The organism is Chitinophaga sp., assembly GCF_017745275.1.
In the GTDB taxonomy this organism is placed as follows: domain Bacteria; phylum Bacteroidota; class Bacteroidia; order Chitinophagales; family Chitinophagaceae; genus Chitinophaga.
On the sequence record NZ_JAGHZS010000003.1, the window covers coordinates 328,093 to 346,078 of the forward strand.

The window sequence follows — 17,986 nt, forward strand, 5'->3', positions numbered from 1 at the left end:
AAAATATTTTTACGCTTCTTCGTGATCAGTAAAGTAAGCAATAATATGCTCTTTCAGGAACACTTCCTGTTCTTCCATTTCCATTTTAGGGACTGGTTGTAATTCTTTGAAATGTGGCCATCCATCTTTATCCAGGCCTTCCAGTTCAAAATAGCCACTTTGGCTCAGCAGCGTACATACTGCTACGTGCATCAGGTCCTGCTTCTGTTCTTTCGTATATTTTTTCTTTGTGAAGTTGTTTAATTCATTGACGCCGATCATGAAAAGAATGGCCTCCATATTGGGTTTTTTACCAAATCTTTCCGTAAGCATATTTTCTATCGGCTGCCAGCGCTGTTCGAAATCTTCCATATTTTGTTCATTTTATAGGTTGAGCAGAAAGCTTAAAGCAGAAAGCAAAAAGCTATCTTAGCGAATGACCATTTTTCATCTTTTTTCGCCAAAATCATCCGCTAAGATAGCTTTTTGCTTTCTGCTTTAAGCTTTCTACTCAACCAAAAAAAAGGGATAAATGATCTAAAATGGCCACAGTGGCAAGTTTAACAGCATTTTAACGGCCTGTTCACATAGTGATAAGTTTTATTTGACCAGAGAATGTTTATTTTAGCACACCTGAAAAATTATTAGCATGGAAAATACATCGTCCGACATCCGGCAACTGAATGAGAAGATCCACCAGGCAAGTGCTTTCGTGGACCTGCTCACAATGGAGTTAGGTAAAGTAATTGTTGGCCAGCGTTATATGGTGGAAAGACTGCTCATCGGTTTGCTGGCCCAGGGCCACGTGCTGCTGGAAGGCGTACCCGGTCTGGCAAAAACCTTGTCTATCAAGTCCCTGTCATCCGCTATCAACGCTAAATTCAGCCGTATCCAGTTTACGCCTGACCTCTTACCAGCGGATGTGGTAGGTACTATGATCTATAACCAACAGAAGAACGAGTTTGTAGTACGCAGAGGTCCCATCTTCGCCAACTTTATCCTGGCGGATGAAATCAACCGTGCCCCGGCAAAAGTGCAAAGTGCCCTGCTGGAAGCCATGCAGGAAAGACAAATCACCATTGGTGACACCACTTTCAAGCTGGACGAACCTTTCCTGGTACTGGCTACACAGAACCCCATTGAACAGGAAGGTACCTATACCCTCCCCGAGGCCCAGGTAGACCGTTTCATGCTTAAAGTAGTGATCGGTTATCCTACCAAAGAAGAGGAAAAATTGATTATCCGTCAAAATCTCAACCCGGAAGCCGCAACGCCTATCCGTCCTATTATACAGCCTTCAGATATCATTGAAGCGCGTAAGCTGGTGAGAGAAGTGTATATGGATGAAAAAATTGAGAAGTATATTCTCGATATCGTGTTTGCCACACGTAATCCGGAAGATTACAAACTGAATAAACTGAAACCGTTAATCGCTTATGGTGGCTCTCCGAGAGCCAGTATTAACCTGGCCTGGGCGGCGAAAGCATATGCGTTCATGAAACGCCGCGGTTATGTGATTCCTGAAGACGTACGTAATGTATGCTTCGATGTAATGCGTCACCGTGTTGGTTTAACATATGAAGCAGAAGCCGAAAATGTGACCAGCGAAAATATCCTGAGCGAAATCCTGAACGCTGTGGAAGTACCATAGCAGCTATTAGCCATTAGCTTTTAGTTGTTAGCCGATTGCAGTTAATCTAAAAGCTGATAGCTAACAGCTAAAAGCTATTCCTAATTTGTAATTCGTAATTTCTCATGTTGGATACGGCTGAAATATTAAAAAAGGTAAGACAGATAGAAATAAAAACAAAAGGGCTTACCAACCACATTTTTGCAGGTGAATATCACAGCGCCTTCAAAGGACGTGGTATGTCATTCAGCGAAGTGAGAGATTATCATTTTGGGGATGATGTCAGGTCTATCGACTGGAATGTAACAGCACGATTCAATCACCCTTTTGTTAAAGTTTTTGAAGAAGAAAGAGAGCTGACCGTGATGTTACTGGTGGATATGAGCGAAAGCTCTTCCTTCGGTACCAAGAAGCAGGATAAGCGTGACCTGATCACAGAACTCTGCGCGGTATTGGCTTTCTCTGCTATCAAAAATAATGATAAGGTAGGCGTTATCTTTTTCAGCGATGGAATGGAGAAATATATTCCACCTAAAAAAGGGAAATCACATATTCTCTTTATTATTCGTGAACTACTATCGTTTACGCCTAAACGTAAAGGAACCAATATTAACGAAACACTGCGTTTCTTTAATAATGCCACAAAAAAACGCAGCATCGTTTTTATGCTGAGTGACTTTCTTTCCGGCAACTACCAGGATGCATTAAATATCGCAGCCAAACGGCACGATGTGGTAGGCATACAGGTATATGATCAGCGTGATAAAGATTTACCACCCGTTGGATTAATACAGGTGGCCGATGCGGAAACAGGCGCTACCCAATGGATAGATACCACCGACCGCAGGGTACGACAGTATTATGAACAGCAGTTCCTGCAGCATTCACAGTATTGCAAAAATGCGTTCCTGAAAAGTGGCGCTGAACTGGTAAGCGTACGCACGGATGAAGATTATGTGAAAGCATTACAAACATTTTTCCTCAGGAGGGCCTAAGTTATAAATGGAGCGCAAATTAAACATGTATAAACCACAAGTTATAAGACGTATATTTTTATGTTGCTTACTGGGGTTGTTGTATCCTTTCAGCCTGCTGGCGCAGCAGGCGGTAGATGTAACGGCTAAAGCAGATACCAACAGTATCAGAATTGGTGAGCAGATAAAGCTACAGCTTACCGCCACGCTTACGCCGGCACAGTTTAAGGACGCTAATTTTAAAATACTGTTCCCTGTATTGCCGGATTCCCTGGATCACTTCGATGTGGTTACCCGTACTGCTATAGATACCTCGGTAAACCAGGATCAACATATTCTTCACCAAACATTTACGCTCACCAGCTTTGATTCCGGCCACTGGGAGATTCCTCCTATGCGGTTTGAAGTCATTACCGGTGCAAATGCTACTTCCGACTCAGCAGTGACCCTGCCTATTGGAATAGATGTAAATACCGTAGCAGTAGATACTACCAAAGCATTTAAACCTATTAAAGCTGTACAATCGGTACCCTGGAGTATCTGGGATTACTGGCTGTACATTGCCATTGGGATTACGATCGCATTGGTGGGTATTGGTATCTGGTGGTATCTCCGGACAAGACCTAAGACAGAAAAAGTAGTGCATGTACCAACGGTTTCTCCATATGAAATTGCGACACAGGAGCTGAAAGTACTGAAAGAAGAGAAATTGTGGCAGCAGGGAGATATCAAACAATACTATACGCGGTTAACAGATATCCTGCGTACTTACTTTGAGCATCAGTTCAATATCGCTGCGCTGGAGCAAACCAGTGAAGAGTTATTACAGAATATTAAGCCGGTAACAAAACTGAACCAGCAACGGGACAAACTACGTAGCCTGCTGACTATTGCTGACCTGGCAAAATTTGCCAAGCTGCAGCCTACTGCCGATGAGCATGAAGATTGTATGCGTAAGGCAGAAGAAATCCTGGAGTGGACCAAACCGAAAGATGGTCCCGCGGAAAACGTAGCAGGAGAAAAACAACAAGCATAAAGCCAGAAGGGATCTTAATTAGAAAATTGATGGATTTTTCAACGTGGAAAAATATTGAATTTGCCTACCCGGTTTTCCTGTGGCTGTTGCTGCTGGTACCGGTACTGATATACTGGTACTTTGCCCGGAGCAAAGGCCGGCAAAGTGTGATGATGATTTCTTCCCTGGAAGGGTTGAAGGGATTACCGGTATCATGGAAGGTGCGTTTCAGACCGTTGTTGCTGGTGTTACGACTGCTGGCCATCATTGCGCTGATTGTAGCGCTGGCCCGGCCGCAAACATCCAATACTTCTGAAAGCATCGATAGCGAAGGAATTGATATCGTAATGGCGATAGATATCTCCGGCAGTATGCTGGCAGAAGACCTGCAACCCAATCGTATGGAGGCCGCAAAAAAAGTGGCTATGGACTTCGTGGATAAACGTATCAGCGACCGCATAGGCCTGGTAGTTTTCTCCGGGGAAAGTTTTACGCAATGCCCGATCACCACAGATCATGCGGTATTGAAAAACCAGATCATGCAGGTGAAAAGCGGTATGCTGCAGGATGGTACCGCTATCGGTATGGGACTGGCCACTTCTGTAGATCGCTTACGTAACAGCCATGCCAAAAGTAAAGTCATCATTCTGCTCACAGATGGAGTTAACAATACCGGTCTCATAGACCCATTGACCGCACTGGATATTGCCAAAGCCTTTAAAATCAGGGTATACACTATCGGTGTAGGTACCATCGGTAAAGCGCCTTTCCCCATGCCTATGGCGGATGGCAGCGTGCAAATGGTGATGCAGGATGTGCAGATCGACGAGCCGCTGATGAAGAAAATATCTAAAGAAACCGGCGGGAAATATTTCCGTGCCACCAATACCTCTGATCTGAAAAGTGTTTACAATGAAATTGATCAGTTGGAGAAAACCAAAGTTGAAATTACTTCCTATAAACGCTTTGCAGAACATTTCTTCCTCCTGGCGATGATTGCCCTGGGATGTATTTTGCTGGAAGTAGTATTACGGTACAGTGTATTCAAGAGCTTACCATAAATAGAAAATAAAAAGTAAAAAGCCATTGAGGTGAATGATAAAGGCAATCGGCCTTCTCATTCACCTCAATGGCTTTTTACTTTATCCTTTATGCTTACCTTTGGGCTTCTTATGCAAGAAGCTACAGTATATAAATCAACGGGAAGCTGGTATGTGGTAAAAACTGCCACAGGCGAAACATTTCAGGCAAGGATGAAGGGGATCTTCAAAAAAGATGAAGATATCACTTCTACCAATCCTATTGCCGTAGGCGATAGGGTTACCATAGAGCCGGATGATAGTGATGCCAATGCTAAAAACGCCATGATTACAGCTATTGGCGACCGTAAGAACTATATTGTGCGCAGCTCTCCTCATGGGAAAAACAAAAAGCATATTGTAGCGGCTAATATGGACCAGGCTATGCTGATCTGTACTGTAAAGGAGCCTCGTACTTCACAGGGCTTTATAGATCGTTTCCTGGTTACTGCAGCGGCTTATCACATCCCGGTAATACTGGTATTCAACAAGAAAGATATTTACAAAGCCAAAGAAATAGAGAAATATGAGGAACTGGCAGCCCTATACGAAAGTATTGGTTACCGGGTGCTGTTAATATCTGCGGCTAAAGAGGAAGGAGTAGATGAGGTAAGGGAATTGCTGAAAGATAAAACCACGCTGATGTCAGGGCATTCCGGGGTGGGAAAATCTTCCCTGATCAATGTGCTGATGCCGGGTCTGGATCTCCGTACCAAGGCGGTGAGTGGCTGGAGTGGTAAAGGATTACATACCACTACATCTGCTGAAATGTACGACCTGCCTTTTGGCGGCTGTTTAATAGATACACCCGGTGTGCGGGAATTTGGTATTGTAGATATCACCAGGGCGGAGTTATCTCACTATTTCCTGGAAATGCAACCTTATCTTAGCCAGTGTCAGTTCAACAACTGTTTGCATATCAATGAGCCCGGCTGTGCGGTGAAAGCGGCTGTAGAAGAAGGCGATATTGATGCAGACAGGTACGTTAGCTATGCTACCATCCTGGAAACCATCGAAGAAACGCAATACTGATTATCCTCTCCCCGGCTTACCTAATTCGTCCAGTACTTTTTCTGCACCCCAGTTACGCCTGGGCTGCGGACAACCTTTCTTTTGGGTACGACAGGCTCCTAACAGGATTGTAGCCAGCAATAAGGCAATAGGAACGGCTTTACGCATGAGGAATTTTTTAGAATAAACGACTCATTTGTTTACCGGCCTTGCGGTTGCTTTGCTTGATATCTTTCGTGTAGTAGTTGGAAGCGGGGCATCCTGTTTTCTGCGATGAACAGCTGGTAAACAGGATGCTGCCTAATAAAAGCAGGCACAAAATAGGTTTCATAGGGAGGGTATTTGCCTGCAATATAATAATTTTCTATAACATATGAAGGTTATGGTTGTTTTACGCCGAGGGCGTCTTCGTACCAGGAGGCATACATGCTATAGTTTTTGGAGATGCGGTTAATTTCTCCGTTTATCAGCGCCATATCGATATCCTTTACTTTTACGGCAGGTACGCCGGCATATATAGTACCCGGTTCTACGTTAGTGCCACTCAACACCACAGCGCCGGCCGCAATAATGCTATTACTGCTGATATGTGCATTATCCATTACAATAGCGCCCATACCAATTAATACATCATTATCTATTGTACAACCGTGAAGGATAGCATTATGGCCAATAGACACATTATTACCAACAATAGTTTTGGATTTCTGATAAGTACAGTGAATTACTGCACCGTCCTGCACATTCACGTTTTCACCGAGACGGATGCTGTTTACATCGCCGCGAATAACTGCATTGAACCATACTGTGCAACCTTTACCCATCACTACGTCCCCTACAATGGTAGCATTGGGAGCAATGAAACTGTCTTCAGGAAACTGAGGAGTGATGCCTCTGAGTGGTATAATGTACGCCATAATAATGTGTTTTAATGCTTATGTTACAAATATAACAATTACTAATTAGCAGTTGTTTTCTAACTTCGCAAAGAACAGAGCAGTTAGTGATATGAACAACAGGCAACTTTTTTTGCAGCACGTAGCGCAAACTTCCGATGCACCGCTGGCGTTGGAGATAGTGAAAGCAGAAGGCATGTATATGTGGGATGTAAATGGCAAGCGATACCTGGATCTTATTGCCGGCATCAGTGTATGTAATGTGGGGCATTGCCATCCCGCTGTGGTAAAAGCGATACAGGAACAGGCGCAGCAATATATGCACCTGTTGGTGTATGGAGAATTTGTGCAGTCGCCGCAGGTTGCTTTTGCTACGCTGCTCACAGAACATCTTCCGGAGCAACTGAACTGTGTATATTTCACTAACTCTGGTGCAGAAGCGGTAGAAGGGGCCATGAAGCTGGCAAAACGATATACCGGCAGAACAGAAATAGCTGCGTTTAACCGCAGCTATCATGGCTCTACACAGGGTGCACTCAGCATCCTGGGCGATGAGTACTGGCGCAATGCTTACCGGCCCTTATTACCGGGCATACAACACCTGGAGTATAATAATTTTGAATCACTGGAGTTAATTACGGAGCGTACAGCCGCTGTGATAGCAGAAACGGTCCAGGCCGAAGGTGGTGTGAACGTTCCACAACGGGAATGGCTACACGCACTTCGCAATAAGTGTACAGCTACCGGTGCGTTATTGATACTGGATGAAATTCAATGTGGTTTTGGGAGAAATGGTACGCTCTGGGCATTTGAACAATTCGGTATTGTGCCCGATGTACTGTTGCTGGGGAAAGCATTAGGCGGTGGTATGCCGTTAGGTGCCTTTATTGCTTCCCGCGATATCATGTGGTCGCTCACTAATAACCCGGTGCTGGGGCATATCACCACATTTGGTGGCCATCCGGTGAATTGCGCAGCAGGTCTTGCCGGCTTTAAAGCTTTGCTGGATCAGGATTTATTGAAAGATGTGAAAGCAAAGGAGCAACTGTTTCTACAGCATCTGCAACATCCTGCTATTAAATCAGTGCGCGCACTTGGATTGATGATTGCTGTAGAGTTTGAAAATTTCCCTGTCAATAAAAAAGTAATTGATTATTGCATTGCCAAAGGTATGGTAACGGACTGGTTCCTCTTTGCCGCTGAATGTATGCGCATTGTGCCGCCACTCATTATTACACCGGAAGAAATTGTATGGGCCTGTAAGCTGATTTGTGAAGCAGCAGAAGCTATTTAGAGCAAAAAGCAAAAAGCATAAAGCAAAAAGCGATTGGAGCGATTGATCAAAGCGTATAATATCCGCAATGGTCAATCGCTCCAATCGCTTTATGCTTCTAGGAATTCAACCGGCTTAAAGACAATGTGACGCTCTTCGCAAATAATTCTATCGTATCCTGCTCTCCTATTGCCAGGTAGTAATAATATTTACCCTGGGAAGTCATTTCATGAAAGTTATTATTGTACTTGAACTTTCCGCGGTAAAAATGCTCCAGGATGCCACTGTTGCCGGTTTTTTCCGGATGAATGGAAAAGTTGGTCATCGTCACCTGGTGAAAGTCAACAATCACTTTAAAGTCGTCGTTGGTAAATCTTAATTGCAATTTTTTTTCGGCAGCATCTAACTGTATTTTGATGCATTGGTAGTCGTGCTGCAAATCGTAAGGATGGCCATCTATCTCACCCCTGGTGATGCTTTCCTGCAGTGGTGTATGCGTTACATCTTTCATGAGCCGGCAATTAAAACTGTAGTTTGAAGCTACCAAATACGCCAAAACGTTTATTGGCCGGTTCTCCTGGTGTTACATCCGGAGTTACCCTCCAGATAAAGTCTACCCGCAGGAATTTGAAAATGTTTTCTATACCGGTGCCTAATTCCAGGTAGGGATTACCTTCCAGCGTTTTGAAAGCATACCCGTTGTTCAGGTTCAGTTGTTGATTAGAGGTAGAAAGCGAACCAATAACGCCTTTGGCGGTCCAGAACTGGCGCCATTTTAATTTTTTAATCAGGGGAATGTAGCCAAATACGCCATTACCAATCGTGTGTTCCACATTGAATCCTACATATTGATCGCTGAGGAATTCAAAGCGATTCATCATGTTAAAGGCGTATTTGTTGTAGTAATAAATTTCATTACCCGGATGTACTTCGAGGGAGGTATAAGGTACGGTACCAAAAATTTTACCGCCAAATACATTGTAATAGAAGGAGCCAAAAGGAGGCAGTTTCACATAGTCAGAAACACTCAGCGTGGCGCGCTGGTATTGCTGGCCACTGTTGCCAATGCCAGGGATACCTGCTGCCAGCTTCAATTCTGCAATAGGATATTTACTTCCTAAACTGATGCGATAGTAGTTACCTTCCAGGAATTGCTCGTGGAAAGCATAGCGTAATTTCACTTCCACTTCCATGCTGGTGAGTGGATCCCTGTTGTTACCCAGCTTTGGGTAAAACGCCGCTGTGGGCAAGGGTTCGTAAGGTCTTACCTGTTTGTAGATCAGGTTCAGCTGGTGTGAAAATCCACTGTAATATTCTTTAAAGAATTCCACGCGTTTTTCATCTACCATTAAAAATTTCTGTGGCACACCGCCCTTGCGGATGGCCAGTGTAAAGATATTATCTGTACCAACTTCGTCATAGTAGTGGGTACCATTGTCCAGGTCTTTGGTGTAGGCGGCATAAATATAAGTGCGTGGATGCCTTTTCAGCAGCCAGAGTGCAGATATTTTTCCTTTATATACCTGGTCTTTGAAGCCATAGGCCAGGTAGCCGTACAGGTAAAGATCTTTATTGAACTTGGGGGTGGTACCGAGGTCCAGTCTCAGGCGGAATCCTTCCAGCCTGTTTTGGGAAAACAGGTAGTAATAGGGGCCAAATTCAATGGGGCCTACCGGTTTATAACCGGTGGCGAGGAAGCGGATGGTATTGGAATAGGTACGGAATAATGGCATTTTCTGAAGCGTATCTACCATTTTGTAAATGCCTTCTTCATTTTTGCTGAGATTTTCCGGGCGATTGTCCATCCAGAAAGAGTCTTTCCGTATACGTGCGCTATCCAGTACTACTACAGGTTCAGGATATCTTTTGTCGCTGAAGATGTTGGTGGCAGCAGTATCATTTGTTAATACGTTATCGTAGGTCGTTGTTTTCCGGCCAATGAAGTCAAACGTTTTTCCCGGTCTGGGGCTGGGCGCCCAGAAGTCGGCGATGAATTTATCTTTATACAGGAACCAGGAGCTATCTTGTAGTTGCCGGAATTCCTGTACCATGCTCACTTTATGTACGAAATTGATATTAGCATCTTTTGGAACGGACAAGGTGGTTTTCTGTACGGCGTACGTAGTATCGTGTACCCAGAGATCGCCAATAAAGGTGTTTTCTCCCTTTCGTTTAGGCGTGAAGTTTAGCTTGATGAATCGTTGTCCGCTGATATATTGGGTATCGGCAATCGAGTAGTCGTAATAGAAGGCGCCGTTGTGATGTATCGGGCTTACAAATTGTTTATCAAATACCGGGATGAAGTTATTGTATATGTTGATGTTTTGATACATGCTTCCCAGGAATTTGGTCACGCTTTCGTTGTCGATTCCGGAGGTACGGGCGGCTTTGATAATTTCTTTTGTTCTGCGTGGGCTCGACTGGAAATAATAATCAGAGAGCGTTTCCGTGAGGAAGATAGGCAGAAAGGGTTTGTCTTCCGAGGTGCTGTCGATGTTATCCAGGATAAACGCAAACGGTTTGGTGAAGCGGTTCCGGCCAAGTTTCTCTTTGTTGAGGTTCTTCATATCCAGTTCCAGCTTATTATATACCTCGTATTTGTAGTTATCGAGGCGATTGTAGTTATTTTCCGGTTTGTGTTTAATAATTTGTTTGAGCAGGATGAGGGCCCAGTTTACGTTGGCTTTTATTTCATATGTTTTCAGTGAAACATCGGAGCGGGTTACCTCGAAGTTGATGGTTTGTTCTTTCAGGGTTCTGTTTACGGGGAGTTGGAGAATAGTATACCCCATTACCCTTACCAGTAATGAATCTGATGGGATAACATTTAGTTCGAAGAGGTATTTACCTTCCGCGTTGCTTACCATACCGGTTTGGGTATGAGCAAATTGAAGAGTAGCGAAGGGGATGATTTCCTGTGAGTGCGCGTCCCTGACCACTCCACTAACCTTGTACTGCTGCGCCATCAAACCTGAACACCAAACGCTTACGCCGATGATTATTGCTAATATTCTTTTCCAGCCAACCATATCTGACAACAATATTATATCATTTATCGCTATTCTACACGCCTGCTTTCTTGTAGGTAACGCAGTTATAACAAAAAATTATATTTTAAGATTCAAATATTTCTCTTAGCTTTGTATTGCAAAGTACTTTTCTGTATGACAGACCAACAACATCTGCAAGCAATAACAGATATAAAGCGCCTGATGGAGCGGAGCAGCCGTTTCATCTCGCTAAGTGGATTGAGTGGAATATCTGCCGGTATCAGCGGGCTGATTGGCGCTTATATAGCGCGTATGTGGCTGGTGGAATATTATACCCGGTGGGAAACTTCCGGCGCATACAGTGATACCGATTTCCGGACCTTAAAATATCGTTTAATAGCATTGGCCCTGGCGGTGTTGGCAGCAGCCCTGGCGGCGGGTACCTTTTTTACCTGGCGTAAGGCAAGGCAGAATAATTTGCCTATCTGGGATTTAACTGCGAGGAAAGTGCTGATTAATACGGCTATTCCACTGGCGGCAGGTGGCGCCTTTATTGCCGGGTTGTTATTTAATCACCTGGAAACACTGGTAGCACCTACCTGTTTGGTGTTTTACGGGTTGGCCATTATTAACGCCAGTAAGTATACATTGCCGGATGTGAGGTACCTGGGTATTTGTGAAACCATCCTCGGTATAGTTAATCTTTTCTATTTGCGTAAAGGCCTTTATTTTTGGGCTATTGGCTTTGGCTTGCTTCACATTATTTATGGAGCATTGATGTGGTGGAAATATGAACGGAAAAAGACTATTTAATCAATAGCATGAATCCAATTGGTAATTTAAATAAAGTATTCGAGAGCCGTATACGCCTGGGCGTTATGAGTGTATTGATGGTGAATGAAGAAGTTAATTTCAACGACCTTAAGCAAATGCTGGAGGTAACAGATGGTAACCTGGCCTCGCATCTCAATACACTCGAAGAAAACGGTTATTTGAAAGTCCATAAGGGTTTTATTGGGCGAAAAACCAATACTACTTATGCCATTACCGCAGCCGGAGAAAAGGCCTTTAAAGGGCATCTGGCGGCCCTGGAGCACATGATAAAATTCACTAAATAAATTTTTTTTGCCTTTTTACTTTGAAATACAAAGTGCTTTTTAAAAATAAAAAATATGGAACCTTCAACACAAGAACCACTGTCTTTTTTTGACCGGTACGCCTACGCCTTTAAAGCAGGCATTATTGTAGTCACTATCATGATATTGCTGATTCCCACCAACATGATACAGAACCTTATCCGGGAGCGTCGCGAACGACAGGAGGAAGCTGTTAAAGAAGTGACCAGCCGCTGGGGAAGCGAGCAAAATATTACAGGTCCCGTGCTGGCTATTCCTTATAAAAGCAAGACCGCAAGTGAAGCCAGTTACCTATATGTACTGCCGGAAAACCTCAGAATAAATGGAGAATTGCTTCCGGAAAAATTACAACGCGGTATTTTCAACGTAGCCGTATACAACGCCAAACTGCAATTGAGTGGCGCCTTTAACGGCGCTGACATCGCTGCGCTCAACACCTCTTCTTCCGCCTTAGATTGGGAACACGCCGCTTTACTCATTGGTGTCAGCGACTTACACGGTATCGACAACCAGGTGCAGATGGCGTGGAACAGCAAAAGCTACGTATTCAATGCCGGAGTAGTCAGCAACGACTTGTTTGATAATGGCATTCAGGCGCCCATCGCCATTACGCCAGGCGACACCGGCGCCCTGTCAGGCAACTTCTCACTGGAACTGAGCATAAAAGGCTCCGGCAGGATCTCCTTCTCCCCTATTGGTAAATCCACAACCGTGGCTATTAATTCCAGCTGGCCGAACCCCAGCTTTGATGAAGCCTTCCCTCCTAAAACAAGACGGGTAGATGATAAAGGATTTGCCGCTACCTGGCAGGTGCAACACCTGAATCGTAGTTTCCCCCAAAGCTGGGAAGGCAAAAAGTATAATATCCATTCTGCCGATTTCGGTATTAAATTATTTATGCCCACAGAAAGTTACCAGATGTCGATGAGAGCCGTGAAATATGCTATTCTCATCATAGGACTTACTTTCTTTATATTTTATTTCATTGAATTGTCACAGCGCCGCGCCCTTCATCCAATACAGTATGCCCTTATCGGCTTAGCCCTTTGTATTTTTTATACCCTGCTCATTTCTATTTCAGAACAAATTAACTTTATTATGGCTTACCTTATTGCCAGTATCTTAACGATAGGCCTTATTATTGCATATACGGCTGCTGCCTTTAAAAGCATCCGTATTGCTGCAGGCATTGGCGCTACGCTCGCCATCGTATACGGATTTATTTATGTGATCATCAGTGCGGAAGACCAGGCGCTGTTGATGGGAAGCTTAGGACTCTTTATTATCCTGGCCCTGATCATGTACTTTAGTACCACCATTAAATGGGATAAATTAGGACATAAAAACAACAACACGATTACACAATAAAAACGAACATGGGAAATTCTTATATCAGCAAACGGTTGGCTAGCTTTGGATATGCATTTAACGGTATTGGCGCTTTCCTGCGCAGTGAACCGCATGCACGTATTCACGCTATTGCTACGGTTGTGGTAGTAGCAGCCGGTTGCTGGTATAAAATAGCAACGCCAGAATGGATAGTAATTATTCTGTCTATCGCATTGGTTTGGGCCACAGAAATGCTAAACACGGCCATTGAAAAAATAATGGATCATCTTTCCCCGCAAGTACATCCTGCTGTAAAATTCATTAAAGATGTAGCTTCCGGTGCAGTACTCATAGCAGCTATTGCTGCCGCCATCATAGGGGCTGTTGTATTTATCCCTTATATTTTAAAAACCATTTAACCATATCATATGCAATTGAAAAGAATCCTGCGTTTAGCACAACATCGTATCAGCCGTTCCCGGCCGCAATACACGCTGTATGCCTCTGTGCTGTTTAGCCTGGCGTTGCTTTTATGTCGCGTTATACATAGTGGCACCTATCTCCGGGTTACCCTGATATGGAACCTCTTCCTGGCGTATGTTCCATTTGCCATTACCCGTTGGATGCAAAAGCACCCGGAACAAATAAAGAACCGCTATAGCTGGTACGGCTGCTTTGTTTGCTGGTTGCTGTTCATTCCTAATGCACCTTACATACTCACAGATCTCTTCCATCTTTTTGATGGAGGCGTGCCCTTGTGGTTCGATCTGTTCCTGATTTTTTCCTTTGCCTGGAATGGTATGATACTGGGATATATTTCTATTCGCAGTATGGAAAATATGTGGAGTCAACGCTATTCCAGCTGGCCTGCCTGGCTGTTTACTTTCCCGGTAATGTTCCTCTGCGGATTAGGCGTATACATTGGCCGTTTCCTGAGATATAACAGCTGGGATGTGGTGAAGGATCCGCTGATGCTGTTGGGCGATATGCGAGATATCTTCCTGCATCCCTGGGATAATCGCCACGCCTGGGCATTTACCATCTGTATGGGAGTTTTCCTCAGTTTGATGTATCCTTTGGTGAAGAAACAACATAGTTAGATCAGCATAAAGCGAAAAGCATAAAGCGAAAAGCATAAAGCTATTGAGGCGAATGATAAGAGCGGATGAGTAATTAAAATACTCGCTCTTATCATTCGCCTCAATAGCTTTTTGCTTTATGCTTTTCGCTTTATGCTACTGTTAGAAGTCTACTCCCATACCGAAGTACCAGATAGGGCTGCCCCTGAAAAATGCAATCGCCGGCCATCCTGCATCTGCACGGAGGAAATAACCTGCAATAGTGGTGCGGGCACCAAAGCCATAACCTCCCACAAACGGTCCCAGGATACCTTCCTTGATACGGGTAACAACGCCCGTTCCATCGTCGTAGTAGCCATAGTTGGCATCCTTGAAGGTCAGCTTTTTATTCCAGGCGGTACCAATATCAATGAAGGAAGTTACCTGGAAATTACGCAGGAATGCGGAGTTGATAGGCTTGTCAATAAAGGTGGCAAATACCGGCAAACGAAGCTCCGTATTCAACACCATCACATTGTTACCATTTCTCGCATTTTGCTTATATCCACGCAGGTTTTCTGCCAATGTCTGGAACGCATAATTCTCACTCATGTTTACCGGTGTCCTGGTATTGATTTGCGGATTTAACCAGTTATCAACACCACCCAGGTAATACAACAGTTTACGTGTTCCCCACGACATATCCATCGCAAAGCGTGTAGCCCAGATGAAGTTGCGGTAAATTTTTTCATAGTGACGAATATCTACGCCCATGTTATAAGTAAACCGTCCCTGTGCAAACGTCGTATTGGGTGGATACATGGCCTCATTCAAACCACCATTGGTGATTTGGGCATTTGTTTCTCCATATACTTTATACCGTGTGCCATTCCAGATATTAATAGCCGGGTTGATGGTATTATCATATACATATTCCAGGCGCATTAACACATAGGCATCCTGCTTGTCCTGGTATTGTAAAGAGGGTTTGGTGTTGGCCTGCACTACCAGTTTGTCTGTACGTATACCGGCAGATAAGCGGATACTTCTTACCTGGTCAAATGGATAGCGCATTTCACCCTGGTAAATGTTGGTGATCAGTTTAGTGGGTGCTGTTGTTCCTCCGGTTGAATCCGGGAAGTACATCTCAGCGTTCTTATCTACTTTACGGTAGTACGTGAATTTATAGTCAAACCGTTTCTTCAGGTAGTTGGCCGTAAAGAAGTATTCAGATCCCTGCAGGGAAGATGGAATACGGAAGCCTCCATTGAATTTCAGGTCTTCGAATAAATCGCTCACCCCAATCTTGATTAATCCGTTCACTGGATTAGTAAGGCGGATAGGTGCTGTTGGCGGTCCTGTAAATGTCTGATACTTGTTGATCAATATGGAGTTGTCCAATTGCACGATCAGGTAGTCAGAGGCAAATTTGAATTTATACGGGAAGAGCTTCATTTTCTTCAGTATGGGTTCATCTTCTTTCCGTTTTTCAAACAAGGAGGGTTCCTTTATAGCCATCGCACTGCTGGTATCGACAGGCTCATTTCCAAATTCGTTCTGGAAGAAATTGCTATGTGTGGTAGTATCTTTTGCAGGTGCCATGTAGGTAGGTAAACCTAAACGCAGGCTGTCGGCGTGCATCTGGGCGCGTCTGAAGTTGGTAACACGGGCATTGATGTTTCTTTTCTTCAGTACCATGGTATCTACCTTCAGTTTCATCAGGCGTTTGATATCGGCATATTGTACTACTTCAGATACTTCTCCTTTTTCACCGGTAATACGGGATTCCTGTATACCATAAGGGTAGTTGGAAATAGGGAAAGTATAAGTAGAATCTTTTGTCAGCATTACTGCTTCTACAGAATCCGGCGCCGTGGCACCGTAAGCTGCAAGGGCGGAATCCAGTTCTTCCGGTTCGGGGTTATGCAGAATTTCTGATCCTACATAGAACAGGGAATCTACACCATCTGCCTGTGATTTAAAGAAGCCGGCATAACGATTACGGATACCGTTTGCATCAGACACAAAGGTGAAGTGGGTAGTATTGTACTGCATTGGCAGTTTGGCATTACCATATGGAAGGTCCGTTAACTGGGTGATTTGCTTTTCCGAGCTTTTGTTCCAGTTATCTACCATGAAAATATTGAATGGACGATTCATCAGCGAAGTATCTGTACCTCTTCCTTTAGGTGATGGTCTGTTGGAAGAGTAGAGGATACCGCTTTTGCCGGGGAAAGCAGCAAAAGACGGGTCCAGGTCATCGTATACATCGTTAGTGATCTGGTCTGTTTTGGAATTGCTGATATTATAAGTGAAAATATCGGTGTGGCCATTTTTTACGGCAGACAGTAACAGGGTATTTTCCTGTACTGGCATGTATTTGAAGTCAATAACCCGGTCAAACTGAGGCAGGTCCTGCCGTATGGTGATACGCGTTACCAGGTCATAGATCATTAGTTTGGTTTTACCTTCATGTTCATAGATCACGGCCAGGCGGTTGCCTTTGGTGTTCCATGCCATCTGTGGATAGTTGGGATCTACCTGGTTGGCCAGTTGCATCACACCGCTGCGCAGCAATACTTTCGGCTTGTTCCAGCCAAGTTGTATCTGTACCCGGTAAACGCCCTTTTTAAACTCTACTACCGCGTAGGAGTTGTTTTTAGGGTTAGGGTTGAAACGATAGTATTCTGACTTAGGTGTTATTTCCTGTGCTACAATGGTGCGACCTTTGGCAGATGTTTTTCTTCTGCGGTTATCTTCCTGGAAGCGTTTCTGGTAAAAAACAAAGAAGTCCTGTGTCGCTTTTTTAGGAGTTTTGTTCAGCACCTGCTCAAATCCTTTTTTCAGTCCCCGGTTAATACGGGTGATATACATCAGGTAAGGCACGGCATCTTTTCCATATTTGCTCTCCACATAATACCAGAAGGCCTGACCCGCCAGGAAAGGATGGTCATAGGCCAGGGCATTGAAGTTGCTGTATTTGCCCGACATGATGATCAGTTTCAGCTCTTCATCCTGTTCAGCGGTCCAGTTTTCGGCAGCATAGCCTATAAAGCCGTCTGTAAACCATTTTGGAAAATCTATGAGGGCGGCATTACCGGCAAATTCGCCGATATCTTCCCCAAAAAGCAATGTTTCCAGCATAATACGGGCAATACCCTGTCTTATTTGCCGGCGCAGGTGCTCATGGTTGCCATCGAAATAAACGATCATTTTGTTGCCTACCAACTTCGTTACTCCTCCTGTGTTCTGCCATTCTACGCCAATCCCGATATTGGACTGCTTCATTTCCCCAAACGAATTGTAAACCACAATATTGATGCGTTGTCTGGGATTACTTTCCATGAACTGTTCCAGCTGTGGTAACTCCTTTTCTGCTACCTGGGCCGCATACTTACCAAGTTCAAGTCCATTCTGACTAAAATAGGTATTGAAATGCCGGCTTTGATAGTATCTCCACTTAAAGTTCTTGAACTGCACACGATTTTGGCCGAATTCTACTGTATTAGTCTGGGCTTGCGATACTATCGTTCCAAGTAATAGGGTACCGTGGAATAATAACCTGGTAATAAATCTGTTCATACAGAAAGTATTGATAATATTGTGATCTGTTTTA

At 44.1% G+C, this 17,986-nt stretch carries 18 protein-coding genes; 11 read left to right on the forward strand and 7 right to left on the reverse strand.

The genetic code is table 11. The features are described 5' to 3' along the window. Positions 1–9: 9 nt before the first annotated feature. Positions 10–351 carry a hypothetical protein gene (locus J7623_RS10830; protein ID WP_291920072.1) on the reverse strand — a complete coding sequence of 114 codons (342 nt, stop codon included), beginning with the start codon at positions 349–351 and terminating at the stop codon, positions 10–12. Between the two features lie 277 nt (positions 352–628). On the opposite strand from J7623_RS10830, the gene J7623_RS10835 reads away from it, so the two are divergent. From J7623_RS10835 to rsgA, 5 genes are all read left to right on the forward strand, one after another. Beyond that, on the forward strand, positions 629–1,630 hold the full coding sequence (locus tag J7623_RS10835) for a MoxR family ATPase (protein ID WP_291920075.1): 1,002 nt from the start codon (positions 629–631) through the stop codon (positions 1,628–1,630). Positions 1,631–1,734: 104 nt separating this feature from the next. Then, positions 1,735–2,604, forward strand: a complete 870-nt coding sequence (locus J7623_RS10840; protein WP_291920077.1) for a DUF58 domain-containing protein — start codon at positions 1,735–1,737, stop codon at positions 2,602–2,604. Positions 2,605–2,629: 25 nt separating this feature from the next. Beyond that, the gene (locus J7623_RS10845; RefSeq protein ID WP_291920080.1) at positions 2,630–3,619 is read left to right on the forward strand and encodes a hypothetical protein; all 990 of its coding nucleotides are present in this window, start codon (positions 2,630–2,632) and stop codon (positions 3,617–3,619) included. A gap of 29 nt (positions 3,620–3,648) precedes the next feature. Beyond that, positions 3,649–4,659 carry a VWA domain-containing protein gene (locus J7623_RS10850; RefSeq protein ID WP_291920082.1) on the forward strand — a complete coding sequence of 337 codons (1,011 nt, stop codon included), beginning with the start codon at positions 3,649–3,651 and terminating at the stop codon, positions 4,657–4,659. Positions 4,660–4,770: 111 nt separating this feature from the next. Then, the gene (gene rsgA, locus J7623_RS10855; protein ID WP_291920084.1) at positions 4,771–5,709 is read left to right on the forward strand and encodes a ribosome small subunit-dependent GTPase A; all 939 of its coding nucleotides are present in this window, start codon (positions 4,771–4,773) and stop codon (positions 5,707–5,709) included. On the opposite strand, the gene J7623_RS10860 is transcribed toward rsgA, so the two are convergent. The 3 genes from J7623_RS10860 to J7623_RS10870 are packed head-to-tail and all read right to left on the reverse strand — an operon-like array spanning position 5,710 to position 6,605. After that, positions 5,710–5,856 carry a hypothetical protein gene (locus J7623_RS10860; protein WP_291920087.1) on the reverse strand — a complete coding sequence of 49 codons (147 nt, stop codon included), beginning with the start codon at positions 5,854–5,856 and terminating at the stop codon, positions 5,710–5,712. Between the two features lie 10 nt (positions 5,857–5,866). Further along, complete coding sequence (locus J7623_RS10865) at positions 5,867–6,019, reverse strand: hypothetical protein (protein WP_291920089.1); 153 nt, start codon at positions 6,017–6,019, stop codon at positions 5,867–5,869. 49 nt (positions 6,020–6,068) lie between these two features. After that, positions 6,069–6,605, reverse strand: coding sequence for a gamma carbonic anhydrase family protein (locus tag J7623_RS10870; RefSeq protein ID WP_291920091.1), 537 nt, complete (start codon positions 6,603–6,605; stop codon positions 6,069–6,071). A gap of 91 nt (positions 6,606–6,696) precedes the next feature. Between J7623_RS10870 and J7623_RS10875 the strand changes: the two genes are divergently transcribed. After that, positions 6,697–7,878, forward strand: coding sequence for an aminotransferase class III-fold pyridoxal phosphate-dependent enzyme (locus J7623_RS10875; protein ID WP_291920094.1), 1,182 nt, complete (start codon positions 6,697–6,699; stop codon positions 7,876–7,878). 97 nt (positions 7,879–7,975) lie between these two features. Here J7623_RS10875 and J7623_RS10880 read toward each other — a convergent pair whose 3' ends face one another. Next, complete coding sequence (locus J7623_RS10880) at positions 7,976–8,368, reverse strand: hypothetical protein (RefSeq protein ID WP_291920097.1); 393 nt, start codon at positions 8,366–8,368, stop codon at positions 7,976–7,978. Positions 8,369–8,378: 10 nt separating this feature from the next. Then, positions 8,379–10,898, reverse strand: coding sequence for a DUF5686 family protein (locus J7623_RS10885; RefSeq protein ID WP_291920100.1), 2,520 nt, complete (start codon positions 10,896–10,898; stop codon positions 8,379–8,381). Between the two features lie 123 nt (positions 10,899–11,021). Here J7623_RS10885 and J7623_RS10890 point away from each other — a divergent pair, with 123 nt between their 5' ends. Genes J7623_RS10890 through J7623_RS10910 form a run of 5 tightly spaced genes read left to right on the forward strand, consistent with a single transcriptional unit; the run spans position 11,022 to position 14,412 of the window. Next, the gene (locus J7623_RS10890; protein WP_291920102.1) at positions 11,022–11,660 is read left to right on the forward strand and encodes a hypothetical protein; all 639 of its coding nucleotides are present in this window, start codon (positions 11,022–11,024) and stop codon (positions 11,658–11,660) included. Positions 11,661–11,668: 8 nt separating this feature from the next. Next, entirely contained in the window at positions 11,669–11,965 is a 297-nt protein-coding gene (locus J7623_RS10895; protein ID WP_291920103.1) for a transcriptional regulator, read from the forward strand. 54 nt (positions 11,966–12,019) lie between these two features. Continuing rightward, a complete protein-coding gene (gene creD, locus J7623_RS10900) occupies positions 12,020–13,351 on the forward strand; it encodes a cell envelope integrity protein CreD (protein ID WP_291920105.1) in 1,332 nt (443 codons plus the stop codon). 8 nt (positions 13,352–13,359) lie between these two features. Further along, positions 13,360–13,731 carry a diacylglycerol kinase family protein gene (locus J7623_RS10905; protein WP_291920106.1) on the forward strand — a complete coding sequence of 124 codons (372 nt, stop codon included), beginning with the start codon at positions 13,360–13,362 and terminating at the stop codon, positions 13,729–13,731. Between the two features lie 9 nt (positions 13,732–13,740). Next, positions 13,741–14,412 carry a DUF1361 domain-containing protein gene (locus J7623_RS10910; RefSeq protein WP_291920108.1) on the forward strand — a complete coding sequence of 224 codons (672 nt, stop codon included), beginning with the start codon at positions 13,741–13,743 and terminating at the stop codon, positions 14,410–14,412. Between the two features lie 141 nt (positions 14,413–14,553). On the opposite strand, the gene J7623_RS10915 is transcribed toward J7623_RS10910, so the two are convergent. Next, positions 14,554–17,952, reverse strand: coding sequence for a hypothetical protein (locus J7623_RS10915; protein WP_291920109.1), 3,399 nt, complete (start codon positions 17,950–17,952; stop codon positions 14,554–14,556). Between the last annotated feature and the right edge of the window lie 34 nt (positions 17,953–17,986).